The organism is Actinomycetota bacterium (genome assembly GCA_019347575.1).
GTDB lineage: Bacteria > Actinomycetota > Nitriliruptoria > Nitriliruptorales > Nitriliruptoraceae > JAHWKY01.
On record JAHWKY010000007.1, the window covers coordinates 1 to 18,338 of the forward strand.

General features: G+C 70.1%; 12 protein-coding genes and 1 tRNA gene. 4 read left to right on the forward strand and 9 right to left on the reverse strand.

Annotated elements, in window-relative coordinates:
- Both KY469_05960 and KY469_05965 read right to left on the reverse strand, forming a co-directional pair.
- Nucleotides 1-379 (reverse strand): hypothetical protein (locus KY469_05960; protein MBW3662628.1); only part of this gene is annotated, 379 nt, incomplete at its 3' end.
- On the reverse strand, nt 361-1,014 hold the full coding sequence (locus KY469_05965) for a hypothetical protein (GenBank protein MBW3662629.1): 654 nt from the start codon (nt 1,012-1,014) through the stop codon (nt 361-363). The genes KY469_05960 and KY469_05965, both read right to left, overlap by 19 nt.
- 290 nt (nt 1,015-1,304) lie before the next feature.
- On the opposite strand from KY469_05965, the gene KY469_05970 reads away from it, so the two are divergent.
- Complete coding sequence (locus tag KY469_05970) at nt 1,305-6,134, forward strand: NAD-glutamate dehydrogenase (GenBank protein ID MBW3662630.1); 4,830 nt, start codon at nt 1,305-1,307, stop codon at nt 6,132-6,134.
- On the opposite strand, the gene KY469_05975 is transcribed toward KY469_05970, so the two are convergent.
- The 7 genes from KY469_05975 to leuS all read right to left on the reverse strand — a co-directional run bounded on the left by KY469_05975 (nt 6,075) and on the right by leuS (nt 15,824).
- On the reverse strand, nt 6,075-7,040 hold the full coding sequence (locus tag KY469_05975; GenBank protein ID MBW3662631.1) for an HTTM domain-containing protein: 966 nt from the start codon (nt 7,038-7,040) through the stop codon (nt 6,075-6,077). The two genes, KY469_05970 and KY469_05975, sit on opposite strands and share 60 nt — an antisense overlap.
- On the reverse strand, nt 7,037-7,606 hold the full coding sequence (locus KY469_05980; GenBank protein ID MBW3662632.1) for a hypothetical protein: 570 nt from the start codon (nt 7,604-7,606) through the stop codon (nt 7,037-7,039). Before KY469_05980 ends, KY469_05975 begins: the two co-directional genes overlap by 4 nt.
- Before the next feature lie 684 nt (nt 7,607-8,290).
- Nucleotides 8,291-10,810 (reverse strand): DNA internalization-related competence protein ComEC/Rec2, encoded by a 2,520-nt coding sequence (locus tag KY469_05985; GenBank protein ID MBW3662633.1) that lies wholly within the window; start codon nt 10,808-10,810, stop codon nt 8,291-8,293.
- A gap of 32 nt (nt 10,811-10,842) precedes the next feature.
- Entirely contained in the window at nt 10,843-11,475 is a 633-nt protein-coding gene (locus KY469_05990) for a helix-hairpin-helix domain-containing protein (protein ID MBW3662634.1), read from the reverse strand.
- Nucleotides 11,476-11,551: 76 nt separating this feature from the next.
- Entirely contained in the window at nt 11,552-12,385 is an 834-nt protein-coding gene (locus KY469_05995) for a DegV family protein (protein MBW3662635.1), read from the reverse strand.
- 111 nt (nt 12,386-12,496) lie between these two features.
- The gene (locus tag KY469_06000; protein MBW3662636.1) at nt 12,497-13,444 is read right to left on the reverse strand and encodes an alpha/beta hydrolase; all 948 of its coding nucleotides are present in this window, start codon (nt 13,442-13,444) and stop codon (nt 12,497-12,499) included.
- Complete coding sequence (gene leuS, locus KY469_06005) at nt 13,356-15,824, reverse strand: leucine--tRNA ligase (protein MBW3662637.1); 2,469 nt, start codon at nt 15,822-15,824, stop codon at nt 13,356-13,358. Before leuS ends, KY469_06000 begins: the two co-directional genes overlap by 89 nt.
- A gap of 85 nt (nt 15,825-15,909) precedes the next feature.
- On the opposite strand from leuS, the gene KY469_06010 reads away from it, so the two are divergent.
- From KY469_06010 to KY469_06020, 3 genes are all read left to right on the forward strand, one after another.
- A tRNA-Ala gene (locus KY469_06010) sits at nt 15,910-15,983 on the forward strand.
- A 62-nt stretch (nt 15,984-16,045) separates the two neighbouring features.
- Entirely contained in the window at nt 16,046-17,797 is a 1,752-nt protein-coding gene (locus KY469_06015) for an NAD-binding protein (GenBank protein MBW3662638.1), read from the forward strand.
- Nucleotides 17,798-17,852: 55 nt separating this feature from the next.
- Nucleotides 17,853-18,338: a potassium transporter TrkA gene (locus KY469_06020; GenBank protein ID MBW3662639.1), complete on the forward strand. Its 486-nt coding sequence runs from the start codon at nt 17,853-17,855 to the stop codon at nt 18,336-18,338.

The window sequence follows — 18,338 nt, forward strand, 5'->3', positions numbered from 1 at the left end:
CGCCCGGGGCGCCGGGGCCGGCGTCGGGGCAGTTGGCGATGGGTCCGTCCGCGGCGTCGCGTTCGTAGGCGAAGAAGAACTCCCGACCTCGGGCGAGCCGGATCGCGTCCGCCTCGACCTCGTCGGCGGCCCACTCACCCGACGTCCCGATGCACGGGGCGCCATCCGGCCCCGTCGAGACCACCGGATACGACACCCAGACCCCGTTCGGGGCGTCGCCATCCGACCCCCCGCTACCCGGCTTCCCGGGCACCTCCATCTCCCCGTCGCACACGACATCGGCGTCGATGATGTTGCAGCCCGGAGGAAGAACCTGGCCGCGAGCTGGCGAAGGTGTAATGAGGACCACCACTGCCGCGACTACGAGAAGGCGTCGCACGGCGCCTCCTCGCTGGGCGAGCCACTCGCCTCAAGGACCTCGTACGAGATGATCCACGGCGTCGGGTTGAAACCCTCTGGGTCGCGATCGGGCGTTGCGGGCACGAGAGCGATGAACTGGATCGGCTCAACGGCAGGCGGCGCTGATGAGACACCCGAGAAGTCGTAGTCGGCGAGGGCGACGATGCATGTAGGTGTTGCCGTGTGGACCTCAAGGACGCGTAGGGATACGGGTCGCAACGGCGTGGGGACGTCAGGAGGGTGGGGCTCCTGGAAGTCCGCCTGCCACTTCGCTGCGATCTTCGTGAATGCATCGACGGCGTAGATGGCCCGCAACCTGTCGCGTACCGGAGACGGAAGCACTTCGACCTCTCCGAACGACCCAAGCAGTTCGCGCTTCGCCTCATGCTGAACCTCGGCGAGCGCCCCGTAGACCTTCTCGATGTAGGCGGCGTCGATGGTGTCGGGGATGGCGTAGGGGTCATCGGGGGTGGGGTAGGCGGTGGCGGGGAAGGAGGGTGGTCCGAACGTCAACGGCGATGGTGACGATCCGGGTTCGGCGTTGCCCGACGAGCACGCCCCGCACAGGACTGCCCCCGCGGTCAGCGCCGCGATGAGAGCCACCCCCGTTCGCACCGGCATCCCCTCAGCCGCCGGAGGTCGCACCGTACCCAACCGCCCCGCCCCGCGGCGCCCGCCGCAGGCGTCGCTGTGGACGGGCCCCGCTTCCGCGGAAGCGCCCGACGCACCCCCGCACGCGAGCCCTGCCCGACGCCGCATCCGCCGCGACCGCACGAACTTGAATACCTGGGTGCACGTGGATGCCTCCAAGTATGCAAGTTCGGTGGATGTCGGGTCACGCCTCGACGTCGTCGGGGCGGTCGGATGGCCCCGTTCGTCGCAGACCAGGTGGCTACAGTCGAGATGTGATCGAGACGACGCCGGTGTCCGCGCACTCCTCCGCCGGGGAGGAGCGTCTCGAGGAGCTACTCGCCCGCGTCCACGACGCCGCGCCCCAGGAACGTGCCGATCTCGTGCACGCGTTCGCACAGATGGCGCTGCGGCGCGTGCCCGCGGGACAGCTCGCCGCGGCCGACCCCGAGACCACCGCGAGCCAGATCCTCGCCGCGTTCACGTTCGCCGATGAACGCACACCCGGCGATCTTGCCGTGCGTGTGTTCACGCCGGAGGTCGCCCTCGACGGTTGGAGCGATCCCGGGACCGTCATCGAGATCAACGTCGAGGACCGCCCGTTCCTCCTCTCCACCGTGACCGAGGAGCTCCACGCCCGAGGACACGACGTCGTGCGCATGCTGCACCCCATCTTCGGGGTGGTACGGGGCGACGACGGGAGGCTGGAGGAGGTACTGCCGGCACGCACCGCATCGACGAGGGAGTCGTTCCTGCACCTCGAACTCGACACCGTCCTCGACGACGAGACCACGGACTCGCTGTACGACGCCCTCCGCGAGGTCCTGGGCGACGCCCTCGCCGCCACCGGCGACTACGAGCAGATGCGCGATCGCATCGAGGCCGCTGCCGCGGCGACGCGGGAGAGCGCCCCGCGACGCTACGACCCCGACGAGGCCGCCGAGGCGGCGGACCTGCTCGAGTGGCTGCTCGAGGAGAACTTCGTCCTGCTCGGGATCCGCGAGTACGAGGTCACGCACGGGGCCGACGGACGGACGATCCACGTGATCCCGGGCAGCGGCCGGGGGATCCTGCGCCGTGAGGAGACCTCGACCTACGCCGAACCGGTCGCCGAGAGCGAGATGGAGTCCGAGCTCGCGCACCGGGCGTTCGAGGGCGAGCTGCTGAACATCTCGCGCACGAACCGGCTCAGCACCGTCCACCGACGCACACGCATGGACTACGTCGGTGTGAAACGCGTGGACGAGCACGGCAGGGTGGCAGGCGAGTTCCGCATCGTCGGGCTGTTCACACGCAAGGCGTACGCCGAGCCCGCACGCGACACCCCGGTCCTGCGCCGCAAGCTCCAGCGGATCCTCGAGCGCGAGGACGTCGTCCATGGCAGTCACGACGAAGCCACGCTGGTCAGCCTGTTCCAGGCACTACCCAAGGACGAGCTCTTCCAGACCGACACCGACACGCTGCACCGCCACCTCATCGAGCTCGTGACGGCCGAGGAGCACGAGGAGACCCGGGTCCTGGTACGACAGGACGCGTTCACCCACACGGCATCGATCCTGCTCGCGGTCCCGCGCGACCAGTACAGCCCGTCGCTACGGCGTGAGCTGCAGCAGCTCTTCGTCTCCCGGTGGCAGGCGCAGCGTGTCGACGTCGACCTCTCCCTCGGCGACCGCGCCGAGGCGGTCGCGCGTTTCACGGTGCACGGGATCGAGCGGACGCTCGACTCGGTCGACATCGACCAGCTCCAACGCGACGTGCGCAGCCGGGCCCGCTCCTGGATCGACGAGGTCACCAACCACCTGGTCCGCCGTCACGGCGAGGCCGACGGCCGTCGACTCGCACGCCAGTACGCCGACCGCGTACCCATGGGGTACCGGGAGGTCACACCCACCGACATCGCCGCAGACGACGTCCGTGAGCTCGCGGGGCTGGTGCGATCCGGAGCGGATCTGCGGGTCCGTGCTCACCACGCGGCCAACGGCGACGGACTCCTCCGCGTGAAGGCCTACCCCGCGGGCGCTGCTCTCGAGCTGTCAGGCTTCCTGCCGATCCTCGAGTCGCTCGGGCTGCGGGTCATCGAGGAGCGCCCGTACCAGTTGGACGGTGACGACCCGCCGCTGTACATCCACGACTTCGGCGTTCGCACCGACGACGGCGAACCCATCCATCTCGAGCGGGATGGGGAGCGGCTGGCCGAAGCGACCCTGGCAGCACGGAGCGGGGCGATCGACGTGGACGCGCTCAACCGGCTCGTCCTCCGCGCCGAGCTCGACTGGTACGAGGTCACCCTGCTGCGTGCCTACCGCCGCTACCGCCGCCAGCTCGGTACGGCGTACTCGACCGAGTACGTCAACGAGGCCATGAACAGCCATCCCGCGGTCGCGCGTGCCCTCCTGCGGCTGTTCGCGGCGAAGTTCGATCCGGACGCACGAGCCGACGCCGAGACCATCGCCGCCGCGCGCCACGAGGTGCTGAACCGGTGTGACGAGGTCGAGCGTCTGGATCACGACCGCATCCTGCGCGGCTTCAGCAGCCTGATCGACGCGACCGTGCGCACGAACTACTACCGCCGCTCCACCGACGCCAGCGGTCACCCGTTCATCGTGCTCAAGTTCGACAGCTCGCGCATCGTCGACGCGCCCGATCCCGTGCCGTACCGGGAGATCTTCGTGTACTCGCCGACGCTCGAGGGTGTGCACCTGCGTGGCGGGCCCGTCGCCCGTGGCGGTCTGCGCTGGTCGGACCGCATGGACGACGTGCGCACCGAGGTGTTGGGGCTGATGAAGGCCCAGATGCTGAAGAACTCCGTGATCGTCCCGACGGGGGCCAAGGGCGGGTTCGTCGTGAAGCGTTCCCCGGACCACCGCGACGAACTGCGCGATGTCGTCCGTCGGCAGTACGAGACGTTCGTGAGTGCGCTGCTCGAGGTCACCGACAACCTCGTCGCCGGCGAGATCGTGCCGCCGGCCCGCGTCCGGAGCCACGACGGCGACGACCCCTACCTGGTCGTGGCCGCCGACAGAGGAACCGCCACCTACAGCGACGTCGCCAACACCGTGGCCGCTCGCTACGGCTTCTGGCTCGACGATGCGTTCGCGTCCGGCGGCTCCCACGGCTACGACCACAAGGTGCTCGGTATCACGGCCCGTGGCGCGTGGATCGCGGTCCAGCGCCACTTCCGCGAACTCGACATCGACGTACAGACCGATCCCATCACGGTCGTCGGCATCGGCGACATGTCGGGGGACGTCTTCGGCAACGGGATGCTGCAGTCGCCCGCGGTCCAACTCGTCGCCGCGTTCGACCACCGCCACGTGTTCCTCGACCCCGATCCGGATCCCGAGGCGTCGTACCAGGAACGGCGCCGGCTGTTCGAGATGCCCGGCTCGACCTGGGCGGACTACGACCCGGGGCTCATCAGCCCCGGTGGTGGGGTGTGGGCGCGTGATCTGAAGTCGATACCGATCAGCGACCAGGTCCGAGACCGGCTGCGCATCGAGGACGAGACGCGGACGCCCGCCGAACTCATCCAGGCGATCCTGCGGGCGCCCGTGGACCTGCTCTGGGCTGGTGGGATCGGCACGTACGTGAAGGCGTCGCACCAGACCCACAGCCAGGTGGGCGACCGCGCCAACGAGGAACTGCGGGTCAACGCCACCGAGGTCCGCGCGCGCGTCGTGGCGGAGGGCGCCAACCTCGCGTTCACGCAGCCCGCACGGGTCCAGTACGCCCGCCGGGGCGGCCGTATCAACATGGACGCGATCGACAACAGCGCTGGCGTGGACATCTCCGACCACGAGGTCAACGTCAAGATCCTGCTGGGTGTGGCGATCGAACGGGGACTCATCGACCGGGACGAGCGAGACCGCATCCTCGAGGACATCACCGAGGAGGTCGTCGCACTCGTCCTGCGCGATAACCAGCTCCAGACGTGGCGGCTGAGCCAGGAGGCTGCCGAGAGCCCCACCGCCATGGACGCCTACGAGGCGATGCTGACCGGCTTCGAGGATCGGGATGTCCTCGACCGTGATGCCGAGTCGCTTCCCTCAACGGAGGAGATGCAGGAGCGACGGAGCGCCGGCGCGGGACTGACGCGGCCCGAGCTCGCCGTCCTGATGGGCTACGCCAAGCGTGACGTCATGGCGTCGGTCCTGCGTTCCTCGTTGCCCGATGATCCCGCGCTCGCTCCGACCCTGCGCGGGTACTTCCCGTCGACGCTGGCCGAACGGTTCGACGAGCTGATCGATGACCACCGACTCCGCCGTGAGCTCATCGCGACGATCGTCTCCAACGACATCGTGAACCGGATGGGCGTGAACTTCGCCTTCCGGGTGGCAACCGAGCACGGTCGCGGACTGGACGATGTCGTCGCCGCGTACTGGGTCGCACGTGACGTCAGCGACGCCGGGGCCACCTGGCAGGCGATCGAGGACCTCGACCAGCTGCTCGGGCCGTCACGTGCGATGAGCTGGAAGCGCGAGGTCGACAAGCTCATCGACTCCCTGACCCGCATCTACCTCGCCGAGACGGGTGTGGGGGTCAGCACGCTCGTCGCGCGCGACCGCCCGGTGTTCGAGGCGCTCGAGGGACGGATGCTCGAACTCGGCACCGACGCCCAGCGACGTCACCGCATCGAGCGCATGCACGAGCTCATCGACGACCTGGTCGACCCCGATCAGGCGCAGCGCCTGGCCTGCGTCCGCGATCTCGCCATGGTGCCTGACATCTCCGAGGTCGTCCGCGGCATCGACGAGGCGGACCCCCCGGAGGTGGCGGACGCCTTCCTCCGCATCACTGCCGCGACGCACCTGGATCGTCTGGCACGCAGGCTCGACGTGTTCGAACCCGACGATCGCTGGGAGCGGTGGGAGCGGTCGGGCCTGCTGCACGACCTGCGCGAGCTCCGCAGCTTCGCCGTCGCGGCAGCTCTCGCCAACGAACGCGACCTCCCCGCGAGCGATGCGGTCGAGCGCTACCTCGCTCGCCGGGCCGAACGTGTCGCGTACGCACGCGAGCTCATCGCTCAGCTCGCGGACGCCGACCCGCTACGCCTCGACGCTGCCGGTGTCGCGACCCGCGCCCTGCGCAGCGCGCTCGTCGGCTGAACCCGATCCGCTCGCAGCGGCTCCGATCCGCAGTCGGTCGACGAGTCGGTCCGCGGTCTCCGACGGGATGAACGCCAGGTAGCCGACGAACACGGCGTAGCTGAAGAACCCGACCGTGATCGTCAGGTCGATCGCGACGTGCATCACCGCCCCGAGGCCCAGCACCCAAGGTCTGAGACGTCGGTTCCACACGAGCAGCGGGATCGCCAGCTCGATGGCGAGCGTCCCGTAGGTCAGCAGGTTGACGATCACCAGCTGTTCGGTGATGACGTCCGGAACGGCGAACCGGGTGAGGTCGTCGATCCGCAACGCGTACCCAACGGCGGTTCCCTCGGCCCAGGTGTCGCCCCGCGCCTTCGCCCACACGCTGAACAGGTACATGGCGGCGAGCTGGACCTGTATCAGACGCAGCGGCCAGATCGGTCGGGGCTCGGGTTCCCAGAACCGGTCGCGGGCTCGGAGCCAGCGGTCGACCGAGAGCGCCCCGCCCGCTGCACCGAGGGCGAGGAACAGGCCGAGGTGACGGACGAGGAGGTCGCCGGAGTTGAGGATCCATACGTTCTGCCGCTGGAAGCTGAGCAGCAGCACGAACGCCACGATCGCCGCGAGACGGGTGAACAGGCCGACCGTGAGCGCCAACGCCGCGACGATCAGCACGACGTAACCGGTCCACAGAGCTGCCGGCGATGCCGCTACCTCGAATACGCTCCACCGCCAACCGCCGATGGTCGTCGTCGCTGCCGGCGTCGGACCGAAGAAGTCGATGACGTCCGGCAGCAGCGTCGCGGTCCAGCCCAGCAGGAGCAGCCCGTAGCCGATGCGCGCGAGGGCGAGCGGTGCCACCGATCGCTCGTCGAACCAGAACGTGGACCACGCCCCGACGACCTGCCGCCCCCACGCGATCATCCCGAGGACCCCAGATCCAGAACGTGGAACTCGTACTGGTTCCACTCCGGTCGGACCTGTCCGCTCCCGGGTTCGGGGGTGTCGTACCAGTGACGCACCAGTGTGACCCGGACGACCTCACCCTCATCCGCGTGCTCGGCCGCGATCCACCGGGCGACGGGGCCCCACAGACCGGAGCTGTCGTCGGCACGGACGTGCTCCATCCACTTCTGCCAACGGTAGGTGCGGTACGGGGTGAGGAACGGTTCACGGTGCAGCGGCAGACGCCACACCGTGCTCCGGCCGTCCGCGAACTCCACCCGAGCGGTCAGGTCCAGCGTGAGTCGCCGCGGGTTCGGCGCGAAAACGGACCAGTTCTGATCGAGTCCGACGGTCTCGACGAAAGGACGCACCACGGGCACGAGGCTGTCGCGGAGCCCGGACCTGGGCAGGTTCCAAGCCGTGATCGAGACCAGGACCACGAGGATGAACAGCGAGATGATGGCGCGCCCCGCCGGGTGCCGCTCGGCGCGGTGTTGCCAGGACGACGCCGGCGCGGGGGTCAGTTCGTCGCCAGCGGGTTCCACGGCCGTCCCACCTCGCGGCTGGTCGCGAGCTCGATGACGGCGACCTCGATCAGCACATCCGCGGGGAGGTCCGAACCCTTGAGATCGAGGTCGACCCGGGCGACGCGGTCGTGGCACCAGGCAAGTTCGCCGGGCGTGAAGTTCCGCGCGCCCCGGGCGAGCATCTTGTGACGCCCCGGCGAGACCCCGACCTCCGACGCCGTGGCTCCGCCACGGACCTGAAGCAGCTGGCGGATGCGGCTGGCCAGGGCGCCGAGCAGCGCCAGCGGTGCGTCGCCGGCCTCGAGGGCCCCACGGAGGCCGACGATCGCCGTGCCCGGATCGCGGGCTTCCACCGCGTCCGCCACGGCGAAAGGCCCTCGTGTCCCGTGGCCCTCGACCGACCCTTCGACGTCCTCGGCGCCGATCCGCCGTCCGGGCTCGGTCGCGGCGACCACCTGCGCGACCTTCGAGGCGATGACGGCGGCGTCGTTGCCGGCGCGCTCGAGCACGGCGCTGAGGGCAGCCGCGTCGGCGTCCCGACCGTGGAACGCGAACTCCGACTCGGCCAGCCCGCGCCAGCCGCGCTGGTCCCACGGTAGGGGTGCCTTGACGTCGATGCGCTCGCCCGACGACGTCGTGAGCTTGGTGAGCTTGGGGATGCGACCCACGCCTCGGGCGACCAGCACGACGGTCGCGTCCGGGTCAGGAGACGCGGCGTAGTCCTCGAGCTCGGCCTTGAGGTCGCCCGACACGGCCTCGATGCCGCGCAGGACGATGCAGCGGGTCCCGCCGAACAGCGATGCCGTGCGCAGGTCGGGCAGGTGGGTGGTCTCGGCCGCGTCGAGGAGATCGACGTCGAGGTCCGGCGCCACCGCCCGTAGGTCCGTGGTGACCCGGTCGGCGGCTCGGCGGAGGAGGTGGTCGTCGTCGCCGACGATGAGGTACAGCGGGGCGCGGTCGGGCATACGCCGAGCCTACCGCTGCCCTCGATCCGTCCCGCGCGTCCGCGGCCTCGTCCCCGATCGGCGGCACGACCACTCTGATCGTCCCCTCGAGGTCGGTGCGTCGCACCTGCATCCCCGCCGACTCCAGGAGGGCCAGCAGTTCGGGATGCGGGTGGCCGTAGCGGTTGCCCGACCCTGCGGAGACGATCGCGACGCGTGCAGTCGTGGCCCTGAGGAAGGCGGGTGAGCTGGTCGCGCCTCCGTGGTGGGGAACCTTGAGGAGGCCCGCTCGGAGTCGGTCGGGGCGTGCCGACAGGTCGCGCTGCGCGTCCTGCTCGGCGTCGCCGGTGAGCAGCACCGCCCGACCGCGCCACGAGACGCGCATCACGATCGACATCTCGTTGGGCTCCGAGTCCGCGGCCCGGTAGGGCCGACCCGGTGGCGGAGCGAGGACCTCCACGAGGACGTCGCCGAGCCTGACGTGCTGATCGGCCCGGGGCTCCACGACGAGGATGCCCCTGGCATTGGCGGTGCTCGCGACGTCAGCCGCGAGATCGTGCTCGACGGGAACCGGTCGCAGCCAGACCGCTCTCGCCCCGATCGTCTCGATCACCTCGACGGCGCCGCCGATGTGATCGAGGTGGGGATGGGACACGACGAAGAGGTCGAGCGGTGCGGGGCGGTGCCGCCGCAGCCAGGTGACGGCCGCGGTGTCCGGCCCCGCGTCCACCAGGATCGCGGTGCCCGGTGCCTCGACCAGGATCGCGTCGCCCTGCCCGACGTCGATGGCGGTCACCCGCAGGTCCGTCACGGGTCTGGCCGGGAGCGGCAGGATGGACCAGCACAGCACGACGACGCTCGCCAGAGCGGCGCGGTGCGCCAGTCGTGACCGCGGCTGCGCGACCAGCCACGCGATCACCGCGATCGCGGCCATCAACGCTGCGGGAGCTGCTGACGACACGAGCAGACCACGACCGGCCAGCGCTCGAGCGACCGCGAGCACCACAGCGAGGGCGGGGCGTGCCAGCAGCAGACCCGGCGCCGCCAGGCGTTCGTCGACGACCGCGAACGGCGCCGACGCGATCGCGAGTGCGGCGGCGACGGCCGCCGCCGGGACCGCGATGAGGTTGGCCGGGATCGACACGACCGGGACCCCTTCGGTGTGGATCAGCAGCAGTGGCGCGACGGCGATCTGGGCCCCCAGCGTCACGGCGACGAGGTCCCCCGCCCGACCGGGCAACCAGCCCAGTCGCCGACGGACCCGAGGCGCGAGCAGCAGCACCCCGCCGGCGGCGGCCGCAGACAGCAGGAGACCGAGTGAGCGGGCGAGGAAGGGATCGACCACGACGAGCAGCAGCAGCGCAGCGGCGAGCGCGTACGCGGGTTCCGTGCGTCGACCGACCGCCTGCGCCAGCAGCACGAGCCCCGCGACGACACCAGCACGCAGGACGCTCGGATCGAGCCGGGTCAGCAACGCGAACCACACGAGCGTGGCGGCGACCAGTCGCCTCCTCCCCCGCGCCCCGAGCCGGAGCGTGTGGCCGACGATGACCGTGCCGAGCACGACGATCGCGACGTTGGAGCCGCTGACGGCGGTGAGGTGGCTGAGTCCGGTGACGAGCATGGCCTCGGCATCCGCCTCGGGGAGCAGGCGTGTGTCCCCGGTCACGAGCCCGGTCGCGAGTCCCGAGGGAGCCGGAGGCAGCCACCGTGATGCCGCATCGCGGACCGCTGCCCGGACCACCTCGGTGGAGCGGGCGACGGCACCCGGAGCGGCCACCTGACGCCACGACCGGGGATCGAGCCGGACCCCGAGGTGCAGGCTGCGCAGGTAGCGGTCGAAGGGCGTGTCCTCGAGCGGGCGGGCCGATGCGATGCCCCGCCACGAGGATCCGAGTGCCGGAGGATCCGCCTCACCGCGGACGAAGGCCCGCTCGCGTGTGTCGATCTCGGCCAGGCGGGTGACCCGCAGCAGCGCCCACCACCCGTGCTCGTCGACGCGCGGCTCGCTCACGACCACCGCCTCGAACCCGACCGCCCCACCACGGGCTGCCAGCTCGGCCAGCGGTCCCGTGGCGATGCGGACGGCGCGGACGCCCGCGGTGCTTCCAACGGCGAGCGCGACGGCGATGACCGCGGCCCACCGACCGAGACGTCGGCGCCGGGTAGCGAACGTCGCCAGCACCATCGCGGCTGCGAACGCCACGGCGAGTACGGACGCTCGCGGCTTGCCCGCCCCCGTGCTGGCAGCGACCACAGCGAGGACGCTCCACACCACGACGGGCCCACGTACGGTCGTCGCGCGCGACCTCACGACACCGCGATCACGTCCGCCAGCGCCTGGAACGTGCGCTCGCCGATCCCCGGAACGTCACGCAGCTCGCCGACCTCGCGGAAGGGACCGTGCTCGTCACGCCAGTCCGCGATCCGCTGTGCCAGCACCGGGCCGATCCCGGGCAGCTGCTCGAGGTCCTCCGTGGTCGCCGCGTTCAGATCGAGGACACCGTCGCGCCAGGCACCGGCTGCCGATCCACCTCCGACCTCACCCTCGACGCCTGGCGACATCCCACGTACGGGGACGTGCAACTGCTCCCCGTCGCTGAGGACGCGGGCGAGGTTGATGGCGTCGAGGTCCGCGTCGGCGCGCGCACCGCCCGCTGCGGCGAGCGCATCGCCGACACGCGCCCCGCTCGGGAGCTCGAGGACACCGGGCTGCAGCACCGCACCGGCGACGTGGACGATCACGGGCACAGAGGTCGGGACCGCCGCCGCGTCGGTCACGGTCTCCAGCGGCGGGGCGCCGCGAGGCGTCGCCATCCAGATGTACCCGGTGAGCGCCAGGCCACCGACGAGCAGCACGGCGAGCCCCGTGAGCTCGGAGGGCGTCGCGTCGAGCCACTGGGAGGCTCGCCTCAGCCGTTCGGTGAACCCGCTCTCCTCCACAGTCGGAGGGTCGCGCTCGCACGCGTCGCGGTCACGTGCGGATGCTGGCGGTCCTGTGGAGAACCGGGACCCTACGTCACGTCGGGACGACCGCGATCCCGATCGCGCCGGGTCCACAGTGCGTCCCCACCACCGGCCCGATCACGGCATCGATCCGACGTGCCACGGTCAGCCGCTGGTCGAGGGCGGCGCCCACCGACGCCGCACGCTCCCCGGCGAGGCCGTGGACCAGCACCACGTCGGCCTCCGCATCACCCACGGCCCCGTGGCAGAGCTCGATGAGCCGGTCGGTGGCCCGTGACCACGTCCTCGTGCGTTCCAGCACCTCGACCTCACCGTCGCGGATCGTGAGGATCGGCTTGACCCGCAGGACGTTGCCGACCATCGCTTGAGCACCGCTGAGTCGGCCGCCTCGACGCAGGTAGTCGAGCGTGTCGACCGTGAAGAAGAAGCTGGCGCGGGCCGCGACGTCCGCGGCGACGCGAGCGGTCTCGGCGAGGTCGGCGCCGGCGTCCGCGGCCTCCACGGCGGCCATCACGGCGAGCGCCAGCCCCCCACTCACCTGGCGGGAGTCGACGACCTCGACCGGCAGCGGGGCGTCCTCGGCGGCCTGCCGGGCGGTCTCGACGGTCCCCGACAGCGCACCGGACACGTGGATGCTCACGACCCCGTCCGCGTCCTCGTCCGCCGCATCCGCGTAGGCCTCCTCGAACCAGGCTGGGACCGGCTGGGACGTCGTCGGGAGCGTAGGGCTGGCACGGAGCCGCTCGTAGAAGCGCTCATCGGTGATCGTGATGCGCGAGGTGTAGGACTCGTCGGCGAACGTCACGGTCATCGGCACGACGCGGAGCCCGAGCTCGTCGGTGTGCGACGGTGCGAGGTCCACGGTCGAATCGGTGACGACCGCCACGTGACCCACGTCATCCGCTCCCGAACCGCGAGCCCCGAGCGTAGGAGGACGGTGGCACCGGATGCGCCCGGCGACTGCGACCCCCGCGGCGCGGCGACGCACCTTTCCCGCCTAGCTCTCGGTGAGGAACGCGGTGATCGTCTCGCCGATCACGACGGGGTGCTCGAGGTGCAGGAAGTGCCCGGCACCCGGGATCAACTCGACACGGGACTTGGGGTGGGCGAGGCGCACGCCCTGAGCGATCTCCCCACCCACGCAGCCGTCTGCCAGGCCGTGCAGGTACAGGTGTGGCTGGGGCGGGAGCGCATCGGGGCGTGGGAACCGTCCGATCGTGGCGTCCCGTCGGACCTGGCGGTAGTAGCCGACGGCGGTCTCGAGCGTGCCGGGGCTGCGGAGCGTGGCCCGGAGGGCGAACCGATCCTCCGCAGGTCGACGGTAGGACGGCGACCACGCGCCCCAGAGGGCATCGATCGCCTGGAAGTCGTTCGCGCGCAACCACGCCACCGCGCCCGGCGCCTGCATCCGGACGGCGTAGTGGGAGCGTCGCACCTGTGCGAGCGTCAGGTGCATCCGTACCAGGTGCGACTCCGGCGGCACGGCGATCGTGACGACGCGCCGCCACCGCTGCGGCGCCGCTGTGCCCGCCCGGTGGGCTGCCAACGCGCCCCAATCGTGGCCGACGATCACCGCTCGGGCGTCCCCACCCAGGGCCTCGTGGAGCGCGTTGGCATCCGCTGCCAGGGTGTCGAGCGACACATCACCGTCCTCGGGGACCGCGCTGGGCGCGTAGCCACGCAGCCACGGGGCGACCGCGTGGAAGCCGGCAGCGGCGAGCTGCGGCAGCAGGTGGCGGAAGGTGGGGGCGTGGTCGGGGAAGCCGTGCAGGCACAGGGCCAACGGGCCTCGCTCCGGACCGTCTTCCAGGTAGGCGAAACGCAGGCCGTTGGCCGCGACGAAGCGCGCACCCACGTCAGGCGGTGACGAAGTTGATGAGCCGGTCCGGGACGTGCACGACCTTGACGACCTCCACCCCTTCGAGGTGGGCGGCGACGTTGTCATCGGCTCGGGCGGCGTCCTCGGCGCGGAGCTGGTCCGCGCCGAGGGCCACGCTCACCCGGCCTCGCACCTTGCCGTCCACCTGGACCACGAGGTCGACCTCGTCCTCGACCAGCAGGGCGGTATCGGCGGTGGGCCACGACCGGTCGTGCACCGAGTCGTCGTGCCCGAGCCGGCGCCACAGCTCCTCGGTCACGAACGGGCAGATCGGAGCGAGCATCAGCAGGAGGGTCTCGATGGCCTCGCGGACGACCCCGCCGGTCACCCCCTCGTGGCGGGCGGCCTGCAGCTCGTTGGTCAGCGTCATCAGCTTGGCGATCGCGGTGTTGTACTTGAACGCCTCGTAGTCGCCGGACGCTCCGTCGATGGCCACCGCGACGGCCTTCTGCAGCGCCGCCACGGCATCGCCGGAGCCCGCCTCACGCTCGTCATCGAGGTGCTCGAGGGTCAACCGCCACACGCGGGCGAGCCACTTGTGCATGCCGGTGGGCGAGACGTCCGCCCAGTCGATGTCATCCTCCGGAGGAGAGGCGAACAGCATCGTGCCTCGGAGGGTGTCGGCGCCGAACTCGTTGTAGACCTCACCGGGCGTGACGAGGTTGCCTCTCGACTTCGACATCGCGGCCCCACCGAGGATGACCTGACCCTGGTTGAGCAGGCGCACGAACGGCTCGTCGAACGCGAGGTAGCCGCGGTCTCGCAGTGCCTTGACGAAGAACCGTGCGTAGAGCAGGTGCAGGACGGCGTGCTCGACGCCGCCGGTGTACTGATCCACGGGTAGGACCGCGTTGACGAGATCGGTCGGCCACGGCTGGTCGGCGTCGTTCGGAGACAGGTAGCGGAGGAAGTACCACGAGGAATCGACGAACGTGTCCATCGTGTCGGTGTCGCGGATGGCGTCCTCGTTGCCACAGCGCGGACACGACACGTGCTTCCAGGTCGGGTGCATCGCCAGCGGCGATCCGTCCACGGTGAAGTCGAGGTCGTCGGGAAGCCGGACCGGTAGCTGGTCCCGCGGCACCCCCACCTCACCGCAGGCGGGACAGTGGATGATCGGGATCGGCGCGCCCCACGACCGCTGGCGCGAGATCAACCAGTCACGCAGCCGGAAGTTCACGCTGCCCGTCCCCACCCCGCGCTCCTCGAGCAGCTCGACGATGCGACGCTTCGCCTCGTCGACCGCCAGCCCGTCGAGGGGTGCGGAGTTGACGATCTCGCCCGGGCCGACGTAGGCCTCGGTCATGTCCTCCGCACGCAGCGGCTCGTCCATCCCTTGGGGCTGGATGATGACCCGGATCTCGAGTCCCTCCTGCCGAGCGAACTCGAAGTCACGCTGATCGCCGACCGGGACGGCCATGATGGCGCCGGTGCCGTAGTCCATCAGCACGTAGTCGGCCGCGTAGGCGGGGATGCGCTCTTCGGTCATCGGGTTGACCATGTCGAAGTCGAGGCGGAAGCCGCGCTTCGCCAACCCGCCCGACGTCTCGCTCATCCGCTCGATCTCGGACTTGCGTCCGACCTCGTCGAGGAACGCGTCGTACTCGGCGTTGCCGACCATCCGCTGCGCGACCACCGGATGCTCGGGGGCGAACACGAAGTAGGTCGCGCCGTAGACCGTGTCGGGGCGGGTGGTGTAGACGACCACGTCCTCGCCGTCCTCGGTCCGGAACGTGATCTGGGCCCCCTCGGACCGGCCGATCCAGTTGCGTTGCATGTTCTTGACGCGGTCCGGCCACTCGATCTTGTCGAGATCGTCGAGCAGTTCCTGGGCGTAGTCGGTGATGCGGAAGAACCACTGCGTCAGCGGGCGCCGCTCGACCGGGTCGTCGCTGCGCTCGCAGCGACCGTCGATCACCTGCTCGTTGGCCAGGACCGTCTGGCAACCCGGGCACCAGTTGACGGCTGCCTCACGGCGGTAGGCGAGCCTGGCGTCGAACAGCTCGAGGAAGATCCACTGCGTCCAGGCGTAGTACTCCGGGTCGCAGGTGTGCAGACGCGTCGACCAATCGAACGAGTAGCCGAGCCGGACGATCGAGCTGCGCTGCTCCTCGATGTTGTCGTAGGTCCAGCGCTTGGGGTCGACGCCCCGCTGCCTCGCCGCGTTCTCGGCCGGCAGACCGAACGCGTCCCAACCGATGGGGTTGAACACCTCGACGCCGGTCATGCGCTTGTGCCGGACCAGAGTGTCGTGCAGCGAGAAGATCTCGCCATGCCCCATGTGCAGGTCACCTGAGGGGTAGGGGAACATCGTCAGGGCGTAGAACACGCCGGCGCCGTCACCGAGCTGGGTCGTGTAAGTGCGCTCGTCGTACCAGCGCTTAGCGATGGCGGGTTCGAAAGCCAGGGGGTCGTAGCGCTCGGTCGGGTCGTAACGCGCGGTCATCGGCTCGCCAGTTCGGGAACGCGAGCGAGCGTACCGACCGCGTTCGTCCGCCTCTGCACCCTCAGGTACGCTCCGCGACGCACTCGGGCCCGTAGCTCAGCTCGGCAGAGCGCTGCCATGGCATGGCAGAAGTCGTGGGTTCAAATCCCATCGGGTCCACCCAAGATCGCGTCCCCCTCAGCCCGACCGCGCTGTCGCGCAGGCGTTTAGTCTGGCCTCGGATGAAGTTCCTCACCACCCTCATCGCGGCCTTGTCGGCTCCCGACAGCGAGGCCAGCGTCCGCGCGCTGGTGCGGCTGTTCGTCATCCTGGTGGTGTCGGTCGCGATGTTCAGCATCGGCTTCCACGCGATCATGGAGTACGAGGGTCGGGACTTCAGCTGGCCCAGTAGCGTCTACTGGACGCTCGTGACGATGAGCACGCTGGGGTACGGGGACATCACGTTCGCCAGTGACATCGGCAGGATCTACTCGCTGGTCGTGCTCTTCGCCGGGGCCATTCTGATCCTGGTGATGCTGCCGTTCACGTTCATACAGGTCGTGTACGTGCCGTGGCGGGCAGCGGTGCGACGTGCCAGCGCCCCCCGCTCGCTGTCTGAGTCGACATCGGAGCACGTCATCGTGGCCAGCCGCGATCCGGTCGGCGTGGCGCTGATCGATCGCCTGAAGGCATCGGGAACGCCATACGTGCTGTTGGTCGATGACGTCGAAGAGGGGCTTGCCCTGCACGACGCCGGCTACCGCGTGGCGGTCGGGGCGTACGACGACCCGGACACGTACCGTCGGATCCGTGCCGACCAGGCGGTCATGCTCTACACGGGTCGAGCCGACGCGACGAACACGAACATCGCGTTCACCCTTCGTGAGGTCACCGATGAGGCGGTGGTCGTCGCGACGGCGAACGATGCCGACTCGGTCGACATCCTGGAGCTTGCCGGTTGCGACCACGTGCTACGCCTGGGGGAGATCCTCGGACGAGCCTTCGCAAACCGCATCCTGTCGCCCACAGCCCAGGCGAGGGCGATCGCGCGGTTCCAGGACCTCGTGATCGCCGAGACGTCGGCCACGGGGACCGAACTGGTCGGCCAGACGCTGATGCAGCTGGGGCTCCGCCGCCGTTTCGGCGTGACCGTCGTGGCGCTCTGGGACCGCGGGAGCCTCGAGATGGCGACGCCCGATATCCGCGTCCGCGCAGAGTCCATCCTGCTGCTCGCTGCGACCGAGGAGCAGATCGAGGCGTACAACGAGGCCTTCGCACCAGCTGAAGCTGGGACCACAGCCGACGGGAAGGGGACCGCGCGGCCCGTCGTCATCATCGGGGGCGGTCGGGTCGGGCGCGCCACCGCCGCCGCTCTCGATGAGGCGGGCACTCCGTTCCGGATCGTCGAACGGCTGCCCGACCGGATCAGGGACGACGACCGTTACGTGCAGGGCGACGCCGCCGACCTGCAGACCCTCCGTCGTGCCGGGATCGAGGACGCGGCGGCCGTAGCCATCACGACGCACGACGATGACACGAACCTGTTCCTGACCCTCTACTGTCGCAAGCTCCGTCCCGGGATCGAGATCCTCGGGAGGGTCACGGTGGATCGCAACCTGTCGTCGATGCATCGCGCTGGTGCCGACTTCGTCCTGTCGTACGCGTCGGCAGGTGCTACCGAGGCGTGGAACACGCTACGGTCGGAGTCGACGGTCCTGCTGGCCGCCGGTCTGGTGATGTTCAGGATTCCCGTACCCGACGAGCTGACGCGTCGCCCCCTCCGGGCTACCCACATCCCGCGCGAAACGGGGTGCTACGTCGTCGGCGTCGCGACGAACCGAGAGGTGCGGACCATCGTCGACCTCGACGAGCCGCTCCCAGTGGGGTCTGACGTCATACTCATCGGTACCGATGAGGGCGAGGAACGCTTCCTCCGCCGGTTCGTCGCGGGAACCAGTCGCGGCGGTTGGCTAGCGCGTCTCGGTCGCTCGTGAGGAGGACGCGCTCGAGTTCGATGCCGCATCGGAGACGGCAGCAACGGAGGTTCAAGTGGGCCATCTCGACGAGACCGCGCTTCCCGGCATCGGGAAGCGCGTGGAGTTCTTCACCGACGAGGGACGTCGGATGGGCGTCGTCCAGCACCACGGAGGCCGCCGCGAGGTCTTCGTGTGCCGTCCCGGAGACCCTGACCGCACCGACATGGCCGTGAACCTGTCGGACGACGACGCTCACAGCCTCGTCGAGGCGCTCGATGTGGTCTCCGTGACCGAGGACGTCGGCCGCCGCACCTACGAGGTCGAGGGTCTTGTCTTCGAGTGGTTGGACGTGGATCCTGGCTCCCCCGCCGTGGGCCGTTCCATCGGGCAGCTTCGCATCAGGACGCAGACGGGTGCCAGCATCGTGGCCGTGATCCGTGCCCCCAACCCGGTCCCGGCACCGGACCCGAGCTTCGTGTTCGAGGTCGGTGACACCCTCGTCGCGGCTGGCACCACGGACGGGGTCGAGAAGGTCCGAGCTCTGCTCCAGCCGAGCTGA